Annotated in this window: 12 protein-coding genes; 2 read left to right on the top strand and 10 right to left on the bottom strand. The window is 71.7% G+C overall.

The window, feature by feature from the left end; all coding sequences use genetic code 11:
- Positions 1–7: 7 nt before the first annotated feature.
- The 9 genes from ACIGXE_RS29520 to ACIGXE_RS29480 form a co-directional block, all read right to left on the bottom strand.
- A complete protein-coding gene (locus tag ACIGXE_RS29520; RefSeq protein ID WP_399751944.1) occupies positions 8–1,120 on the bottom strand; it encodes a pseudouridine synthase in 1,113 nt (370 codons plus the stop codon).
- Positions 1,120–1,683, bottom strand: a complete 564-nt coding sequence (gene scpB / locus ACIGXE_RS29515) for an SMC-Scp complex subunit ScpB (protein ID WP_399752200.1) — start codon at positions 1,681–1,683, stop codon at positions 1,120–1,122. Before scpB ends, ACIGXE_RS29520 begins: the two co-directional genes overlap by 1 nt.
- A 32-nt stretch (positions 1,684–1,715) precedes the next feature.
- The gene (locus ACIGXE_RS29510; RefSeq protein WP_399751943.1) at positions 1,716–2,954 is read right to left on the bottom strand and encodes a segregation/condensation protein A; all 1,239 of its coding nucleotides are present in this window, start codon (positions 2,952–2,954) and stop codon (positions 1,716–1,718) included.
- A gap of 216 nt (positions 2,955–3,170) precedes the next feature.
- The gene (locus tag ACIGXE_RS29505) at positions 3,171–3,674 is read right to left on the bottom strand and encodes a hypothetical protein (protein WP_399751941.1); all 504 of its coding nucleotides are present in this window, start codon (positions 3,672–3,674) and stop codon (positions 3,171–3,173) included.
- Positions 3,659–4,702, bottom strand: coding sequence for a ParA family protein (locus ACIGXE_RS29500; protein ID WP_376638179.1), 1,044 nt, complete (start codon positions 4,700–4,702; stop codon positions 3,659–3,661). Before ACIGXE_RS29500 ends, ACIGXE_RS29505 begins: the two co-directional genes overlap by 16 nt.
- A gap of 432 nt (positions 4,703–5,134) precedes the next feature.
- The gene (gene ald, locus ACIGXE_RS29495) at positions 5,135–6,250 is read right to left on the bottom strand and encodes an alanine dehydrogenase (RefSeq protein ID WP_399751940.1); all 1,116 of its coding nucleotides are present in this window, start codon (positions 6,248–6,250) and stop codon (positions 5,135–5,137) included.
- 192 nt (positions 6,251–6,442) lie between these two features.
- The gene (locus tag ACIGXE_RS29490) at positions 6,443–8,434 is read right to left on the bottom strand and encodes a tetratricopeptide repeat protein (protein WP_399751939.1); all 1,992 of its coding nucleotides are present in this window, start codon (positions 8,432–8,434) and stop codon (positions 6,443–6,445) included.
- Between the two features lie 240 nt (positions 8,435–8,674).
- Positions 8,675–9,301, bottom strand: a complete 627-nt coding sequence (locus ACIGXE_RS29485) for an NUDIX domain-containing protein (protein ID WP_399751937.1) — start codon at positions 9,299–9,301, stop codon at positions 8,675–8,677.
- A gap of 91 nt (positions 9,302–9,392) precedes the next feature.
- Complete coding sequence (locus ACIGXE_RS29480; protein ID WP_399751936.1) at positions 9,393–11,051, bottom strand: CTP synthase; 1,659 nt, start codon at positions 11,049–11,051, stop codon at positions 9,393–9,395.
- Between the two features lie 492 nt (positions 11,052–11,543).
- On the opposite strand from ACIGXE_RS29480, the gene ACIGXE_RS29475 reads away from it, so the two are divergent.
- Positions 11,544–13,346, top strand: a complete 1,803-nt coding sequence (locus tag ACIGXE_RS29475) for a glycoside hydrolase family 15 protein (RefSeq protein WP_399751935.1) — start codon at positions 11,544–11,546, stop codon at positions 13,344–13,346.
- 96 nt (positions 13,347–13,442) lie between these two features.
- Positions 13,443–14,834, top strand: coding sequence for an FAD-binding oxidoreductase (locus tag ACIGXE_RS29470; RefSeq protein ID WP_399751934.1), 1,392 nt, complete (start codon positions 13,443–13,445; stop codon positions 14,832–14,834).
- Between the two features lie 15 nt (positions 14,835–14,849).
- Here the strand turns inward: ACIGXE_RS29470 and ACIGXE_RS29465 are convergent, their stop codons facing one another.
- A complete protein-coding gene (locus tag ACIGXE_RS29465) occupies positions 14,850–16,475 on the bottom strand; it encodes a flavin monoamine oxidase family protein (protein WP_399751933.1) in 1,626 nt (541 codons plus the stop codon).
- Positions 16,476–16,488: the final 13 nt, after the last annotated feature.

Below are 16,488 nucleotides of genomic sequence, written 5' to 3'. Positions count from 1 at the left end.
AGCGGGACTACAGGCCGACTTCCTTCATCAGCATGCCGACCTCGGTGTTGCTCAGGCGGCGCAGCCAGCCCGACTTCTGGTCGCCCAGGCCGATCGGGCCGAAGGCCGTACGGACCAGCTTCTCGACCGGGAAGCCCGCCTCGGCGAGCATGCGGCGCACGATGTGCTTGCGGCCCTCGTGCAGCACGACCTCGACCAGGTAGTTCTTGCCGGTCTGCTCGACGACCCGGAAGTGGTCGGCGCGCGCGTAGCCGTCCTCCAGCTGGATGCCGTCCTTGAGCCGCTTGCCGACCTCACGGGGCAGCGGGCCGGTGATGGCGGCCAGGTAGGTCTTCTTCACGCCGTACTTGGGGTGGGTGAGACGGTGGGCCAGCTCGCCGTGGTTGGTGAGCAGGATGATGCCCTCGGTCTCGGTGTCGAGGCGGCCGACGTGGAAGAGCCGGGTCTCGCGGTTGGTGACGTAGTCGCCGAGGCACTGGCGGCCGTCGGGGTCCTCCATGGTGGAGACCACACCGGCCGGCTTGTTCAGCGCGAAGAACTGGTACGACTGGGTCGCCACGGTCAGACCGTCGACCTTGATCTCGTCCTTCTCCGGGTCCACGCGGAGGCCCTGCTCCAGGACGATCTCGCCGTTGACCTCGACACGGGCCTGCTCGACCAGCTCCTCGCAGGCGCGGCGCGAGCCGTAGCCGGCCCGGGCCAGCACCTTCTGCAGACGCTCGCCCTCCTGCTCGGCGCCGGGGAAGGTCTTGGGGGTCTTGATCTCCGGCTTGTTCGCGTACCGCTCCCGGTTGCGCTCCTCCGCGCGGGCGTCGTACTCGCGCGAGCGCGCCGGGGCGGTACGGCCGCCGCCGCGCTTCGGGGACTGCTTGGGGCCGCCCTTGGCGCCGCCGCGAGCCGCGTCGCCGCGACCGCGCTTCGGGCCGTCGGACGGACGGCCGGCCAGGCCGTCGACGTCGTAGCTGCGCTCCTCCGGGCGGGGGCGGCGCGGGCGGCCGGCGCTCTGGCCGCCCCGCTCGTCGCGGCTGTTGCCCGCGCCCCTGTAGTTGCCGCGGCCGCCGCTCTTGGCACCACGGCTCCCGCCGTTGTTTCCGCTGTTCCTGCCGCTGCTGCTTCGCATCAAACTTCCGTCGTCTCGTCTGCGTGATCTTCTGCGTCGGGGTCGAACGACGGAACTCCTTCGAGGCTGTCCGGCTCGACCGCCTCCGCCTCCGGGAGGAAGGGGGCGAGCTCGGGCAGTTCGTCCAGGCCGCGCAGGCCCATCCGCTCCAGGAAGTAGTTCGTCGTCCTGTACAGGATCGCACCTGTTTCGGGTTCCGCGCCCGCCTCCTCCACCAGACCCCGCTGGAGAAGGGTGCGCATGACGCCGTCACAGTTCACCCCGCGGACGGCGGAGACCCGGGAACGGCTGACCGGCTGGCGGTACGCGACGACCGCGAGGGTCTCCAGGGCCGCCTGGGTGAGCCGGGCCTGCTGGCCGTCCAGGACGAAGGCCTCGACGGCGGGGGCGTACTCGGCGCGGGTGTAGAAGCGCCAGCCGCCGGCGACCAGGCGCAGCTCGAAGCCACGGCCCTGCGCGGTGTACTCGTCGGCCAGCTCGCGCAGGGCGTCGCCCACCTCGCGCGGGGTGCGTTCGAGCACCTTGGCGAGGTGGGCCTCGGTGGCGGGCTCGTCGACGACCATGAGGACGGCTTCGAGGGCGGGCTTGAGATCGCTCACGAGGCGGCCTCCCGGTCTTCTCGGTGGCCTTCTCGGCCTTCTCGGTCTTCTCGGTGGCCTTCTCGGCCTTCCGGGTCTTCTGGGTCTTCCTGGTCGAACTCGTCGGTCACGGCGCCGGAGAGGTCCGCCTCCCCGCCCGCCCAGGACACGGTGAGGTCGCCGAGGGCGGTCTCCTGGTCGAGGGCGACCGCCTTCTCGCGGTAGAGCTCCAGGAGGGCGAGGAAGCGGGCGACGACGGTGAGGGTGTCGTCGGTGTCCTCGACCAGCTCGCGGAAGCTGAGCGTGCCGCGCTCGCGCAGCAGGGCGACCACGATCCCGGCCTGCTCGCGGACGCTCACCAGCGGGGCGTGGATGTGGTCGACGTACACCTGCGGCGCGGCCTTGGGCTGCATGGCCTTCACGGCGAGCCTGGCGAAGCCCTCGGCGCCGATGGAGATGACGACCTCGGGCAGCAGCTCGGCGTGGTGCGGCTCGAGACCGACGGTGCGCGGGTGGCGCCGCCCCTCGGCCTCCCACCGCTCGCCGAGGATGTCGGCGATCTGCTTGTACGCGCGGTACTGCAGCAGCCGCGCGAACAGCAGGTCCCGCGCTTCGAGGAGCGCCAGGTCCGCCTCGTCCTCCACCTCGGCGGCGGGCAGCAGCCGGGCCGCCTTGAGGTCGAGCAGGGTCGCGGCGACCACCAGGAACTCGGTCGTCTGGTCGAGGTCCCAGTCGGGCCCCATGGCCCGGATGTGCGCCATGAACTCGTCGGTGACCTTCGAGAGCGCGACCTCGGTGACGTCCAGCTTGTGCTTGGCGATCAGCTGCAGCAGGAGGTCGAAGGGCCCCTCGAAGTTCGCGAGCCGCACGGTGAACCGCCCGTCGCCCACCTCGTGGCCCTCACCCGCGGCGGCTCCGGCGTCGGGACCTGTACCCGAGGAGGACTCGCCCGCGCGTGCTTCCACCGGGGGCGCCTCGCCCCGGGCTTCCGCCGGGGTCGCCTCGACCTCGGGGACGTCCGGCGTGGCGGCCTCGACCGCAGGGACGTCCGGCGTGGCGGCCTCGACCGCGGGCGACGCCGTCACGAGGGTTTCGAACCTGGTCGACTCCGCCGCGGGCATCTCCGCCCCAGCGGCCTCCGATCCGGGCGACTCCGCCTCCCGGGCCTCGGCCGACTCCCTCGCGAGGTCCCTCAGGGCCTCCTCGGAAGCCCCTGTACGGCCCTCCGGGGCGTCCAGGGCGTCCAAGCCCTCCAAGCCCTCCAAGCCCTCCAGGGCCCCCGACGCGGCCGCCTCGGGCTCCACCGCCGTGGGCGGCGCCGGTGCGGGCGCCGGAGCCGGCGACGGGGCGGGCGACGGGCACGTTCCCGGGCCGCGGCCGAGGAGGCGGCGGCGGGGGCGGGACGTTTCGTCAGGGGGTGGAGGCATGGGGGTCCTGGCTGAGCGGGGGTGCGGCAGAGCCGCAGGCTACCCTCAGCGGCCGCGCAGGCGGCGCACGAGGATGCTCGCGTCGCCGCGGGACTCCAGGTCCGCCAGGACCACCGCGACCGCCTCGCGGACGATCCGGCCGCGGTCGACCGCGAGGCCGTGCTCGCCGCGCAGCACCAGGCGCGCGTGCTCCAGGTCCATCAGCTCCTCGGCGGAGACGTAGACCGTGATCTTCTCGTCGTGCCGCTCACGCCCGCTCGGGCGCCGGTTGGTGGTGCGGCTCCGCCGCCGCGCCGAGCCGGCGGGAGCGGCGGCGGCCTTCGCGGGGCTCTCCGGCTCCGCCGCGCGGGCCCGGGGCTCCGCCGCCTCCGCGTCCGCCGCGGTGTGCTCCGCGGAGCCCGCGCCGTCCGCCCCCGTCCCCGCCGCGGCCGAGTCGCTCTCGCCCGCGGGTGCCGGAACGGTACGGCGCGGCGTGGACGCCTGGAGCGCCATCCCCCCGGTCGTACGGAACAGTTCGTCGGCGCCGGGAAGACTCACTCGGCGTGACACCGGGCGAGCACCTCCCTGGCGAGCTGACGGTAGGCGGCGGCGCCCACGGAGTTGGACGCGTAGGTGGTGATGGGCTCGCCGGCGACCGTGGTCTCCGGGAAGCGGACCGTGCGCCCGATGACCGTGTGGTACACGTGCTCGTCGAAGGCCTCGACGACGCGCGCGAGCACCTCGCGCGAGTGCACCGTGCGGGAGTCGTACATCGTGGCGAGGATGCCGTCGAGCTCCAGGTCGGGGTTGAGCCGCTCCTGGACCTTCTCGATGGTCTCGGTGAGCAGCGCGACGCCGCGGAGCGCGAAGAACTCGCATTCCAGCGGCACGATGACCTTGTGAGCGGCCGTCAGGGCGTTCACGGTCAGCAGGCCCAGCGAGGGCTGACAGTCGATCACGATGTAGTCGTAGTCGTTCATCAGCGGCTTGAGGGCGCGCTGCAGCGTCGACTCGCGCGCGACCTCGGAGACCAGCTGGACCTCGGCCGCCGACAGGTCGATGTTGCTGGGCAGCAGGTCCATGTTGGGGACCGCGGTCTTGAGCAGCACCTCGTCCGCCGACATGCCCCGCTCCATGAGCAGGTTGTAGACGGTGAGGTCGAGCTCCATCGGGTTCACGCCGAGGCCGACCGACAGGGCGCCCTGCGGGTCGAAGTCGACGAGCAGGACCCGTCGTCCGTACTCCGCGAGCGCGGCACCCAGGTTGATGGTCGACGTGGTCTTGCCGACGCCGCCCTTCTGGTTGCACATCGCGATGATCTTCGCGGGGCCGTGGTCGGTCAGCGGGCCCGGGATCGGGAAGTACGGCAGGGGCCGTCCGGTGGGACCGATCCGCTCGCGGCGCTGCCGGGCAGCGTCGGGTGCGAGGGTGGCCGCGTACTCCGGGTCGGGCTCGTACTCGGCGTCGGGGTCGTAGAAGTGCCCCTCGGGCACCTCGTCATAGGCGGCGAAGTGGGTGGACTCTCGGCCCATCTCGTTGCCGGCCGTGGCGTTCACGTGTAGGCCGTCCGTCATCTTCATCGTATGGGCTGGCGTCATGGTCTGGTGCGTCGCGAAGGTCCGCACCGCGACGGAGCCGATCGGGGCTCCTGGCTCCGCACCCCCGGGAGTAAATGTCGACTCATTCACAAGTCGTCTTACCTCCTTGGATGTGACCAGGAACATTTATCGATAGGTCAGCGTGGCACCATGCCGACGGTTGGCGACTCTATGGCGTGTCACCGCTCCGCAGCAACACAATCCGCCGGACCCGGCCCGATGTGTCGGCAACCGAACACCCCGCTGTCAAGGGTGCGCAGGCAGGGAACCGCACGTTTCAGGGGTGCGCGAAACGGTTAAAGAGTTACGTTCGAGGCGAGTTGACCAGGCGTCGGAACGTGGCCGGACACACATCGGGCCGGACCTTGCTCGCCAAGGTCCGGCCCGATGCGTGAGGTTGACGACGGGGGTTGACACCGCCGCCTACGGGGGTCAGCCCAGGAGGCTGCTCAGCTCGAGGTGCTCGTAGCCGTGCGCCTCGGCGACCTCCTTGTAAACCACCTTGCCGTCATGGGTGTTGAGACCCTTGGCGAGGGCGGCGTCGCGGCGCAGCGCCTCGACCCAGCCGTTGTTCGCCAGCGACACGATGTAGGGCAGCGTGGCGTTGGTGAGGGCGTAGGTGGAGGTGTTCGGAACCGCACCCGGCATGTTGGCGACGCAGTAGAAGACCGAGTTGTGGACCTGGAAGGTCGGCTCGGCGTGGGTGGTCGGGTGGGAGTCCTCGAAGCAGCCGCCCTGGTCGATGGCAATGTCGACAAGGACACTTCCGGGCTTCATCTTGGCGACGAGCTCGTTGGTGACCAGCTTCGGGGCCTTGGCGCCGGGGATGAGGACGGCACCGACGACGAGGTCGGCCTCGATGACGGCCTTCTCCAGCTCGAAGGCGTTGGAGACGATCGTCTTGACCTTCGTGCCGAAGATCTTGTCGGCCTCGCGGAGCTTGTTGATGTCCCGGTCGAGCAGGGTCACGTGGAAGCCCAGGCCGATGGCGATCTGCACGGCGTTCCAGCCGGAGACGCCGCCGCCGATGACGACACACTCGCCGGCGTGGGTGCCGGGGACGCCGCCGGGGAGCACGCCGCGGCCGCCGGCCGAGCGCATCAGGTGGTAGGCGCCGACCTGCGGGGCCAGGCGGCCCGCGACCTCGGACATCGGGGCGAGCAGCGGGAGCGCGCGGTTCGCGGTCTCGACCGTCTCGTACGCGATGGCGGTGGTGCCGGACTCCAGGAGGGCGTCCGTGCACTCCTTGGAGGCGGCGAGGTGCAGGTAGGTGAAGAGGGTCTGGTCCTTGCGGAGGCGGTGGTACTCCTCCGCGATCGGCTCCTTGACCTTGAGCAGCAGGTCGGCGGTGGCCCAGACCTCGTCGGCGGTGCCGAGGATCTCGGCGCCGGCGGCGACGTACTCCTCGTCCGTGATCGAGGATCCGACACCGGCGTTCTGCTCGATGAAGACCTGGTGGCCGTTGCGGACGAGCTCGTGGACACCGGCAGGGGTGATGGCCACACGGAACTCGTTGTTCTTGACCTCGCGGGGGATGCCGACCTTCATCGTCGATCACGGTCCTTGAATCAGGGGATAACGGGGGTACTTGCGGGGGTGCCGCACGTGTGGCTGCGCCGGCGGAGAAGCTGACATAGCCATACATACCCGGATGCACTGCGGCGCATCTGGGCAGACCGCGATCGAACGCGGTGCACCCAGTCTAATGAAGGAGTTCCCCCTGTCTAGCCTTTCAAAGTATTAATCCTCAGCAGATGCACTGCGGATTTCGTAGGCGGAGGGGTCGGTTCCCAGCAGTCTTTCCGCGGCGGAGCGGTGCAGCCGCGCGGCCGCCGGGTCGCCGAGCCGGTCGAGCGTGTCGGCCAGCCTGAGCTGCAGCGCCGCCTGCAGCCGTACGTCTCCCGCGCGGCGCGCCCACTCGACCGCCTCCTCGCAGGTCCGGAAGGCCTCCTCGGGCCGACCGGCGTACTCCTGGACCCGGGCCGCCTCGCTCAACGCCCGTGCGTATCCCGGGAGATCGGCCAGTCGCCGGTAGCCCGCGGCGGCCGCGCGCCAGTTCCGCAGGGCCTCCCCGTAGCGCCCGGCATAGGTGTGCACCGCGCCGAGCCGGCCGTAGAGCCGGGCCTGGTCGGCACGCTCGTCGCGGGCGAGGCGCTGCGCGAGGGCCCGCCCGTACCAGTCGCCGGCTCGCTGCCAGTCCCCCAGCTCCTGGTAGGTGCCACCTACGGATTCCATCGCCCGACCCGTCGCGTACGGATCATTTGCTGCCCTTCCGGCCTCCAATGCCGACCGATATCGCAGCAGAGCGTCCTGGGAGCGGCCGGTCCGGGCGTCCAGGTCGGCCAGGTTCAGCAGGGCCGCGGCCCGTTCCCGGTGCAGCCCGCGCCGCTCGGCGACGTCCAGGACGAGACGGTGCAGCCCGTAGAGGTCGGTAGCGGCCGCCTCGGCGCCCCGGTGCGCGGCGAGCGCCCGGACGAGGGCCGCGATCAGCCGGCGGGCCAGGGTGTCGAGCTCGCCGTCGGCGACCGCGAGCCGGGCCGCGGCGAGCAGTACGGGCCGGCGGCTGGCCAGCCAGGCGGCGGCGGTGGCGGCGTTCGGGAACCGCAGGGCGCGGGGCAGCCCGGCCAGCTTGCGGCGGGCCGGGGAGCCCTCGGGTTCGGTGACGGCGCGGCTGGACTGCAGGAGGCGGACGGTCCGCTCCAGCATCCGTGCCCGGGCGAGCTGCACCTCGGGCGCACGGTCGTGCTCCTCCAGCTCGGCCCGCAGCAGCGGGACGAGATGTCCGGGCAGCTCGTACTGCCCGTCCCCGTCGGGGATCTCCCGGACGAGGCGGAGCGCGGCGAAGTCGGCGAGGGTGGTCGCGGCGGCCGAGACCGAGCAGCCGGCCAGCGCGGAGGCGGTGTGGGCGTCGGCCCGGCCGAGCGGCGCCAGGCAGAGGTGACGCAGTATCCGGGCGGCCGGCTGCGGCAGCGAGGCGTGGACGAGGGTGAAGGCGCGGGTGAGCGGGTCGCCGGTCAGACCGCGCAGCCGCTTGCTGAGGTCGGCGACGGAGGCCTTGGGGCGGGCGGCGAGCCAGCCGCCAGCCAGCACGAGCGCGCCGGGCAGTCCGCCGCACTCCTCGGCCAGGCTCTCGGCGGCCTGCGGGTCGACCGTGACGCGGACGGAGCCGGTGAAGGAGGTGAGCAGTTCGATGGCCGACTTGGGGTCGAGGCCGCCGACGGTGCAGGGCCGGACGTCCGGAATGCCGGTGAGCGGACCGCGGGCCACGCCCACGACCAGGGCGTCGGGGTTGTCCGGGAGCAGCGGTTCGACCTGCGCGGCGTCGACGGCGTCGTCGAGGAGCAGCAGCGCCCTGCGCTCCGCGAAGGCCTCCCGGACCAGGGCGGTGAGCTCCTCCTCGGCGGCGCCGGGCGGCTCCTCGACGCCGAGCGCGGCGAGCAGGTCCTGGGCGGCCCGGGCGGTGGGGACGGGTTCGCCGCCGGGCTCGGCCAGCCGGGCGCGGAACACCCCGCCGGAGTAACGGTCGGCGAGCGAGGCGACCAGCTCCTCGGCGAGCGCCGTCCGGCCGGAGCCGGGCTTGCCGGCGACGAGCAGGACCCGGGCGCGGGGCGCCTTGCGGCCGGTCAGGGTGTCGAGCCCGGTGCGTTCGATGTCCGCGCGGAGCGCCTTCAGCTCCCGCTGGCGGCCGTAGAACTGCGAGGCGCCGACCGATGCCACCGCCTGATCCGTCACGGGCCACGCTCCCGTCCACCTGCGCACGACCATCCCGCGGGGGGCTCCGCACGGGCGATCACGAGCGTAGTTCAGCGGGCCCCGGGGACCCGGCGGAGCGCGGCGGACAAATCCCCCGATCGGATCACGGGATTGTCTGACCGGCGCGGATCTCCCCGCCCGGGCGCCGGTGCCCGGGGCGCGTCTCCTGCCGATCGGGCCGGATCACCCGCGAGCCCGGCATGACCGGCGCGACGCCGGCTACGCCTCGAAGGGCCGGGCCGGCCACGGTGCCTCGGCCGGGCGCAGGGCGTCCAGGCCGTCGCCCGCGCGGGCGGCCGTCAGCGAGAGCACGCCGACGACCAGGCAGGTGTTGTGCAGCTCGCCGGCGAGCACGCCCCGGACGAGCTCGTCCAGCGGCACCCGGGCCAGCTCCATGTCGGCCTCCTCCTCGGCGACCTCATACCGCTCGCCCTCCGCCTCGGACAGGTCGCGGGCCAGGAAGATCCGTACCGCCTCGTCGCAGCCGCCGGGGGTGGTGTAGACGTCGGTGAGCACCCGCCAGTCCTCGGCCTTGACGTGCGCCTCCTCGTACAGCTCGCGCTGGGCGGCGCGCAGCGGGTTCTCGCCGGGGACGTCGAGCAGTCCGGCCGGGATCTCCCACAGCTTCTGCCGCACCGGGTGCCGGTACTGCTTGAGCAGCACGACCCGGTCCTGCTCGTCGAGGGCGACGACGGCGACCGAGCCGGGGTGGACCTGGTAGTCGCGGCGGACGACCGAGCCGTCCGGCATCTCCACGTCGTCCGTGCGGACACTCGTCTTGTTGCCCTTGAAGGGGGTGGTGGTGGCGACGACCCGCCACTCCTCCGGGGTGTCCTGCACCTGCATTCAGCTGTCCTTCCACGATGACCGCACACGAAAGCCGGGGTACGCGTTCCCCGGAAGGGAACCCGTACCCCGGCAACGTTAACGCCGGCGGCTACTTGGCCGTCTTGCCGGTCTTGCGCTCGACGGCCGCCTTGACCAGGCCCGCGAAGAGCGGGTGCGGGCGGGTCGGGCGGGACTTGAGCTCCGGGTGCGCCTGCGTGGCGACCAGGTAGGGGTGGACCTCACGCGGGTACTCGACGAACTCGACGAGCTTGTTGTCCGGGGAGGTGCCGGAGAAGACCAGGCCGGCCTTCTTCTCCAGCTCCGCGCGGTACGCGTTGTTCACCTCGTAGCGGTGACGGTGGCGCTCCTCGACGTACGGCTCGTCGGCGTAGACCTCGCGCACGACCGAGCCCTCGGCGAGCTTCGCCGGGTAGAGGCCGAGGCGCATCGTTCCGCCCAGGTCGCCGGCGCCCTCGACGTAGGCCAGCTGCTCCTCCATCGTCGAGACGACGGGGTGCGCGGTGGCGGGGTCGAACTCGGTGGAGTTGGCCTCGGGGATGTCGGCCAGATTCCGGGCGGCCTCGATGACGATGCACTGCAGGCCGAGGCAGATGCCGAGCAGCGGCACCTTGTTCTCGCGGGCGTACTGGATCGCGCCGACCTTGCCGGAGACACCGCGGTCGCCGAAGCCGCCGGGGATGAGGATGGCGTCGCAGTCGCCGAGCTGCTTCTCGGCGTCGGCCTGGGTCCGGCAGTCGTCGGAGGTGACCCACTTGACCTTGACCCGGGCACGGTTGGCGAAGCCGCCGGCCCGCATGGCCTCGGTGACCGAGAGGTAGGCGTCGGGCAGGTCGATGTACTTGCCGACGAGCGCGACGGTGACCTCGTGCTCCGGGTTGTGGACGCGGTCCAGGAGGTCCTCCCAGACGGTCCAGTCCACGTCCCGGAACGGCAGGTCCAGCTTGCGGACCACGTAGGCGTCCAGGCCCTCGGAGTGCAGGACCTTCGGGATGTCGTAGATCGACTTGGCGTCGATGGCGGCGACGACCGCGGCCTCGTCGACGTCGCACATCAGCGAGATCTTGCGCTTGATGGCGGTCGGGACCTCGCGGTCGGCGCGCAGCACGATCGCGTCGGGCTGGATGCCGATGTTGCGCAGGGCCGCGACCGAGTGCTGGGTCGGCTTGGTCTTCAGCTCGCCGGAGGGGCCGATGTAGGGCAGCAGCGAGATGTGCACGACGAAGACGTTGTCGCGGCCGACCTCGTGGCGGACCTGCCGGACGGTCTCCAGGAACGGCAGCGACTCGATGTCGCCGACGGTGCCGCCGACCTCGGTGATGACGACGTCGACGTCGTCGGTGGCCATGCGGCGGATGCGGGACTTGATCTCGTTGGTGATGTGCGGGATGACCTGCACGGTGTCACCGAGGTACTCGCCGCGCCGCTCCTTGGCGATGACCTGGGAGTAGACCTGGCCGGTGGTGACGTTGGCCGAGCCGTCGAGGTCGACGTCCAGGAAGCGCTCGTAGTGGCCGATGTCCAGGTCGGTCTCGGCGCCGTCGTTGGTGACGAACACCTCGCCGTGCTGGAACGGGTTCATGGTGCCGGGGTCGACGTTCAGGTACGGGTCGAGCTTCTGCATCGTGACCCGCAGGCCCCGCGCCTTCAGGAGCGCACCCAGGCTGGAGGCGGTCAGGCCCTTGCCGAGGGAGGAGGCGACACCCCCGGTGACGAAGATGTGCTTGGTCGTCGTGGTGTTGGGCGGCATCGCCAAGAGGGGGCTCCCGTGGTCGCGTTCTGGAGGTGCGTTCCGGCGTGCCCTCCGGAAGAATCGGGGGATGCCGTCGCTGCGGTTTCGGGGTTCTCGGCTGTCGCCGTTTCCCACCGGTCCACGGGGTACCAGGGTATCAGCGAGATCGGGAGACCGCTTCCGGCCACACGGGGCAGTCGGGTGCACACCGTGCGCGACACGCCGTGACCGGAGCGGACGCTTCCGGCACCATGGGCGGGGTACGGGCGGGGCACCGGCCGAGGTCAAGACCTGTTCACCCGATCGGACCAGCAGCGTTACAAGATCGGCTCCACCGGTCACTAGGGTGCGACGTATCCTGCTCGGACACGCGCTGCCGAGCCGGACCGGCACGGCAACACCCCCGCCCGTCATCCGGTACCAAGAAGCTCGTCAACGATCCCTTGACCGCTGACCTGTAGGAGCCGCCCCACGCGGGGCGGACGTGGCCGTTCGACTGGAGTGAAGCACGTGGCCGGGCGCATCGAGGATTACGCACTCATCGGAGACATGCAGACCGCCGCCCTGGTCTGCCGGGACGGCAGTGTCGACTGGCTCTGCCTGCCCCGCTTCGATTCGCACGCCGTCTTCGCGGGACTCCTCGGCACCGAGGAACACGGATTCTGGCGGGTCGGCCCCGCCGGGCCCGAGGGCGCGCCGGCGGCCCCCGCCGACCGGCGCCGCTACCGTGGCGACTCACTGATCCTCGAATCCGAGTGGGACACCCCGCGCGGCACGGTCCGGGTGACCGATTTCATGCCGCCCCGTGACGGTGCCCCGCAGCTGATCCGGATCGTCGAGGGCGTGAGCGGCCGGGTGCCGATGCGCTCCAGCCTGCGGATGCGTTTCAGCTACGGCCGGGTGGTGCCCTGGGTGCACAAGGTCGGCGAGCGCACGGTGGCCGTCGCCGGGCCCGACTCCGTGTGGCTGGACACCGACGCCGAGACCCACGGCAAGGACCTCACCACGTACTCCGAGTTCACCGTCACGCCCGGGGACAAGATCACCTTCACGCTTTCCTGGCAGCCCTCGCACCGGGAGCCGCCGCCGCTGCCGGACCCGGAGGGCTCGCTGGAGGCGACCGCCGACTTCTGGCGCGAGTGGGTCGAGCACTGCACGTACCACGGCCCCTACCGGGAGGCGGTGGTCCGCTCCCTGATCACCCTGAAGGCGCTCACGTACGCGCCGACCGGCGGCATCGTCGCCGCGCCGACCACCTCGCTGCCGGAGGAGATCGGCGGCGTGCGCAACTGGGACTACCGCTACACCTGGCTGCGGGACGCGGCGATCACCCTCTCCTCGATGCTGCGCACCGGTTACCGCGAGGAAGCCCGCGCCTGGCGGGACTGGCTGCTGCGCGCCGTCGCCGGCGACCCGGAGAACCTGCAGATCATGTACGGCATCGCCGGTGAGCGGGAGCTCGGCGAGGCGGAGCTGGACTGGCTGCCCGGCTACGAGAACTCCGGCCCGGTCCGGGTCGGCAACGGCGCCGCCAACCAGCTCCAGCTCGACGTCTACGGCGAGGTCACCGAGGCCCTGCACCTGGCCCACATGACGGGCCTGTCCCGCAACGACTACGCCTCGCTGCTCCAGATCAAGCTGATCAACTACCTGGAGACCAACTGGAACCAGCCCGACGAGGGCATCTGGGAGGTGCGCGGCCCCCGGCGGCACTTCACCCACTCCAAGGTGATGGCCTGGGTGGCGGTGGACCGCACCATCAAGCTGATCGAGTCCGGCGACGCCGACGGCCCCCTGGAGCGCTGGCGCGAGCTGCGCGACGACATCCACCGGGACGTCTGCGAGAAGGGCTACGACAAGGAGCGCAACACCTTCACGCAGTCGTACGGCTCGCAGGAGCTGGACGCCTCGCTGCTGCTGATCCCGCAGATGGGCTTCCTGCCGCCGGACGACAAGCGGGTGATCGGCACGATCGAGGCGATCCAGCGGGAGCTGTCCACGGAGGACGGCTTCGTGCTGCGCTACCCGACCGCCGGCGAGGAGGCCGGCGTGGACGGCCTGGAGGGCGACGAGGGCGCGTTCCTGGCCTGCTCGTTCTGGCTCGCCGACGACCTGGCGATGATCGGCCGCGTCGACGAGGCGCGGAAGCTGTTCGAGAAGCTGCTGTCGCTCCGCAACGACCTGGGGCTGCTCGCCGAGGAGTGGGACCCGCGGCTGCAGCGGCAGGTGGGCAACTTCCCGCAGGCCTTCAGCCATGTTCCGCTGATCGACACGGCCCTGCGGCTGACCGCGAGCGGGGCGTACGGCGGCTGATCCGCCGACACGCGGGGGACGGGGCCCGGACCTACGATGAAGGAGTCCTGTCCCCCCTCCGGCGCGTGCGCCGGAACGACGAAAGGGGGGCGTGCCATGGCTCCCCAGACCACCCTTCCGGACAGAGCGCTGACCGGGCTCCGCGAGGACCTGGCCGGAGAGGTGTACCTGCCGGGCGATCCGGGGTACGACGAGGCCCGGGCGATCCACAACGGCATGATCGACCGGCGTCCCGCGGTGATCGCCCAGTGCGCGAGCCAGGCGGACGTGTCCAACGCGATGCTCTTCGGCCGGGAGGCGGGGCTGCCGATCGCGGTGCGCGGCGGCGGCCACAGCGTCGCCGGGACCTGTGTGGTCGACGGAGGCCTGGTCGTCGACCTGCGCCGGATGCACGGGGTCGTCGTCGATCCGGAGAACATGACCGTGCGCGTCGAGGGCGGGGCGACGATGGGGCACCTGGACCGCGCCTGCCAGCCGTTCCACGTGGCGACGACGGGCGGGCGGGTGTCCACCACCGGGGTGGGCGGCTTCACCCTGGGCGGCGGATCGGGCTGGCTGGAGCGCAAGTTCGGTCTCGCCAGCGACAATCTGCTGGCCGCCGAACTGATCACGGCCGAGGGCAAGCACGTCCACACGGACGCGGAGGAGAATCCCGAGCTGTTCTGGGCGCTGCACGGCGGCGGCGGCAACTTCGGGGTGGCGACCTCGCTGACGCTGCGGCTGCACGCCCTGCCGCGGGTGAGCATGGCGATGCTGTTCTTCCTGCCGGACAACGCGCCGGAGATCGTGCGCACGTTCCGGGACATCGCCGCGGACGCCCCGGACGAGGTGGGCGGCGGCGCCATCTACCTGCCCGCGCCGCCGGAGCCGTTCGTCCCCGAGGACCTGGTCGGCAAGCTGCTGTGCGGCTCGCTCTTCACGTACGCCGGTCCGGTCGAGGACCTGCGGGAGATGGCGGCCCCGCTGTTCGCCCTGAAGCCCGTGATCGAGATCGTCACGGACATCCCGTACGCGGACCTGCAGTCCATGATGGACGACCCGCCGGGGCTGCGGAACTACTGGTCGGCCGAGTACCTGACGGCCTTCCCGGACGAGGCCGTGGACCGGTTCTGCGAGCGGGGCGCGCGGATGCCGATGCCCGCCGCCATCCAGCAGGTGCTGTTCCTCATGGGTGGGGCGGTGGCGGCCGGGCCCTCCACCTACCCGCAGCCGTGGCGGACCGCCCCGTGGGCGGTGCACCCCTTCGCGACCTGGGAGGACCCGGCGCTCGACGACCCGGCCCGGCAGTGGGTCCGGGACGTGCGGACCGATGTGGAGCCGTGGGCGCTCGACGCGACGTATCTGAACTTCGTCGGCGCCGAGGGCGACCAGCGGGTCGTCTCCTCCTTCGGCGAGGAGAACTACCGTCGGCTCGCCGCCGTCAAGGCCGTCTACGACCCCGACAACGTCTTCCGCTTCAACCACAACATCGTCCCGGACTCGCCCTGAGCCGGTGGACACGCCCTAACGGAGGGCGGCGATCACCTCCTTCGCGGCCCGCTCGCCCTCGGTGGCGCCGCCCTCCATGAAGCCCTGGAAGTCGTACGAGCAGTGCTCGCCGCCGATGTGGACGTTGCCCTGGGCGGTGCCCTCGTAGCCGGCGTAGCGGTGCAGATAGCCGACCGGCCAACAGGAGTAGGCGCCCAGGGAGTACGGGTTGAGGTGCCAGGCGGACAGCTGGGCGCGACCCGTGTACGCCTTCGACGTCCCCGGGAAGAAGGCGTCGATGCCCGCGAGGTAACGGGTGACCAGGTTCCGTACGTACGGGTCGGACTCGGTGGAGAACGGCGCCGCGGGGCTCAGGGACCGGGCCAGGGTGCCGCCGCCGTACTGGAGGAGGATGCCGCCGGTGCCGCCCTGGACCTTGGTGGTGTCCCAGGTCTGCTGCACCTCGCTGTCGGTGAAGCAGTCGCCGGCCGAGACCCCGGGCCAGGCTCCGGTGCCCCGCCACGGGCGGGTGCCGAACTGCATGTTGAGCTTGGTGCAGTAGCCCATCCGGGCGTCCCGCAGCAGGTTCGTCATCAGCGGGTCGAAGCCGGCGCGGGAGAGGTCGAGCCGCTGGAGGATCGGCAGCGGCACGCACAGGACGGTGTGGTCGGCGGTGACGGTGCGGGTGGCGCCGGCCTCGGTGAAGGTGAGCGTCTGGGTGCCGTCGGCGTTGGCGCGTACGGCGTCGAGCGACCAGCCCATGCGCAGGGTGCCGGGCTTGAGGGCCCCGGCGATCGCGTTCGGCAGCCGGTCGTTGCCGCCGACGATGTGGTAGCGCTCGTTGGACAGGCCCCACACGTTGAAGTTGCCGGGATTGGTCTGGTAGCCCATCAGCAGGACCAGGGCGAGCGAGGACTGGGCGGTGGTGTCGGCGCCGTACTCGACGTTGTAGGCGACGTCGATGAACTTGCCCAGCCGTGAGCCATGTCCGCCGGGGACCCGGCTCTCTATCCACTCGTGAAGCGACATGTTGTCGAGGGCGGTGCCGGTGGGCGTGGTCTGGTTCCACTTCACCTCGCCCGCGTCCAGCAGGTCGCGGTGGAGGGCCTGGTAGACGGCGTTGAAGTCCTCGTCGGCCTGTTCGCGCGGGTAGTAGCCGCCGTCGAACCAGAGGACCTCCTCGGCGCCGTTGGGCCCGCCGCCGAGGAAGTCCTCGGTGGCGAGGCCGAAGCGGCGGCAGAGCTCCAGGATCTTCTTGTGGCTGGTGTCGATGAGTTCGCCGCCGATCTCGGAGGTCTGCCCGTAGGCCCAGTGCTCGCGCTGGGTCCACATGCGCCCGCCGACCCGGCCGGGATTGGCCTCGTACAGGACGGGGCTGAGGCCGGCGTCCTGGAGCGTGAGGGCGGCGGTGAGGCCGGAGATGCCGGCGCCGACGACCGCCACCCGGGCGGGCGTGACCGCCTTGGCGACCGCCGGGGCGGCCACGGCCGTTCCGGCGGACACCGCGATTCCCGCGGCGGCGGCGTACTTGAGGAGGGTGCGGCGCCCGAGGGCGTCCTTCCTCATGTCGCGGAGTTCGTCGACGGGGAGGTTCAGCCGGCGGGCGTCGGCGTGCTCGGCGGCGAGGTGCTTCAGGAGGTGCATCGGGTTGGTGCGTGCCATGGGGCGCTCCTGG

It is taken from the genome of Streptomyces sp. NPDC053431, assembly GCF_044544925.1.
Classification (GTDB): domain Bacteria; phylum Actinomycetota; class Actinomycetes; order Streptomycetales; family Streptomycetaceae; genus Streptomyces.
This window is presented reverse-complemented; position numbering and strand designations above follow the sequence as displayed.